This window comes from Streptomyces sp. NRRL WC-3549 (genome assembly GCF_000721935.1).
GTDB lineage: Bacteria > Actinomycetota > Actinomycetes > Streptomycetales > Streptomycetaceae > Streptomyces.
The window spans coordinates 2,365-2,762 of the sequence record NZ_KL585427.1 but is presented as its reverse complement, the minus strand read 5'-3'; the positions used below and the strand labels follow the sequence as shown (position 1 = coordinate 2,762).

Below are 398 nucleotides of genomic sequence, written 5' to 3'. Positions count from 1 at the left end.
TTCAACGTCTACCCGGCGGAGGTCGAGCAGGTGCTCACCGGGCACGGCGCGGTGGCCGAGGCCGCCGTGGTCGGCGTCCCCGACGCCCGGCTCGGCGAGGTCGGACGCGCGTACGTGACGGTCCGCCCGGGCGCCGGCACCGACCCGGCGGACCTGGTGGGCCACTGCCGCGAACGGCTCGCCAACTTCAAGGTCCCCCGCGAGGTCGTCGTCCTGCCGGCCCTGCCGCGCAACGCCGCCGGCAAGGTCGACAAATCGGCCCTCGGGACGGTCTGACGGCCGCTCCCCGCAGTTCGACAGTCACAGCACACGGCATGGAGGACGGACGATGGGCAACGAGGTTCTGGAATCGGTACGCGCCCTGCTGCCGGCCATCGGCGAGCGGGCCGCCGCAGCGG

At 74.1% G+C, this 398-nt stretch carries 1 protein-coding gene; it reads left to right on the top strand.

Features of this window, described 5'->3' with window-relative positions; genetic code table 11:
* A partial coding sequence (locus tag IH13_RS38765) for an AMP-binding enzyme (protein ID WP_037842735.1) occupies positions 1 to 276 on the top strand: 276 nt, incomplete at its 5' end.
* Positions 277 to 398: the final 122 nt, after the last annotated feature.